Origin of the sequence: Micromonospora globispora (genome assembly GCF_003857015.1) — a bacterium.
Lineage (GTDB): Bacteria > Actinomycetota > Actinomycetes > Mycobacteriales > Micromonosporaceae > Micromonospora > Micromonospora globispora.
In genome coordinates this window covers 1-1,523 of sequence record NZ_QGGF01000704.1, presented here as the reverse complement: position 1 = coordinate 1,523, position 1,523 = coordinate 1, and the positions used below count along the sequence as shown (strand labels likewise).

The following is a 1,523-nucleotide window of genomic DNA, read 5'->3' as shown; positions in this document are numbered from 1 at the left end:
CGCGGTCCACCCGCGCCGGGACCGACCTGGCACGGACCGAGATCCGGATCGGGCTGGCCCGTGCCACCCGGCTCCCCGACAACCGGCGGCCCTCCGGGCTGGCCGGGGGTGCCCGGTGGGCCGACGGGCGAGGAGCCGCGGCAGCGGCTGCACCCGCTCAGCCCGGCGCTGCACGGCGCGAAGTCACTGGTGGTGGTGATCGCCGGACTGTCGTGGTCGACGCTGTCCCGGGTGGGCTTCGGCTGGTTCGCCGCGATGGTCGTCGTGCTCGCCCTCGGCGCTACCGTGCTGTCGCTGATCAGCTGGTACAACACCGGCTACCACGTGGTCGGCCGGGAGCTGCGGGTGCACGAGGGGCTGATCTGGCGGCGTACCCGGGCGATCCCGCTAGAACGGCTGCAGGCCGTGGAGGTGGTCCGACCGCTGCTCGCCCAGCTCACCGGGCTGGCCGAGCTGCGCCTGGAGGTGGTGGGTGGAGGCAAGACCGAGGCGCCGCTGGCGTACCTCGGGGTGGCCGAGGCGACGGCGCTGCGCCAGCGGCTGCTCGCCGCCACCGGCCGGGCACCGGAGACCGTCCCGCCGGCCGCCGGGGCACCTGCCGCACCGGCCCCCACCGAGCGCTGGCTGCACACCGTCCGCAACGAGGACCTGCTGGTCAGCCAACTGCTCACCCCGCAGGCGTTCCTGCTCCCCTTCGGTCTGGCCTTCGTGGTGGTGCAGTTCCTCTCCGAGGGTTCCTGGTCGTTCATCGCGGTCGCCAGCACGCTGACCGCGATGGCCGGCGTCCTGCTGCAACCCGCGCGGCGGGTGCTCGACGACTGGAGCTTCCGGCTGGACCGGGACGGCGGCGCGCTGCGCATCCGCAACGGCCTGCTGGAGACCCGGGTGCAGACGGTGCCGCTGAACCGGGTGCAGACCGTCGGGGTGACCTGGCCGCTGCTGTGGCGGATGAAGGGCTGGCTACGGCTGCGGCTGGAGGTGGCCGGCTACTCGGCCGCCGAGCCGGACGACCGGAACCGCCCGGACCGGCTGCTGCCGGTCGGGGACGCCCGGACCGGTGAACAGATCGTCGCGGAGGCGCTGCCCGGAGTGCACCTCAGCGACCTGCCGATGACCCTGCCACCGCGACGGGCCCGCTGGCTGCGCCCGCTGAGCCGGTCGGCGGTCGGGGCCGGCCTCGACGACCTGGTCTTCGCCGCCCGCTCCGGCCTGCTCACCCGGCAGCTGACGATCGTGCCGTACGCCCGGATCCAGAGCGTGCGGGTGACCCAGGGGCCGGCGCAACGGCGGCTGCGGTTGGCCACCGTGCACGCCGACACGGCGGGCGGGTCCGGCGCGGCCGCCCACGACCGCGACCTGGCGGAGGCCTGGGAGCTGGCCGCCGAGCTGATCGCGCGGTCGCACGCGGCCCGACACCGGCGCTAGGCGGACCGGGAGGTGGTCAGCGGTCGGACGCCACCGAGGACGGGTCAGCGGCGCACGCCCGGTCCGGCGCCGCTGACCCGTCCTCGGTGGCGTCCGAC

Annotated in this window: 1 protein-coding gene; it reads left to right on the top strand. The window is 75.6% G+C overall.

Annotated features, from left to right (window positions below; genetic code table 11):
- Positions 1-60: 60 nt before the first annotated feature.
- Positions 61-1,425 carry a PH domain-containing protein gene (locus DKL51_RS32590; RefSeq protein WP_438819690.1) on the top strand — a complete coding sequence of 455 codons (1,365 nt, stop codon included), beginning with the start codon at positions 61-63 and terminating at the stop codon, positions 1,423-1,425.
- Positions 1,426-1,523 lie beyond the last annotated feature (98 nt).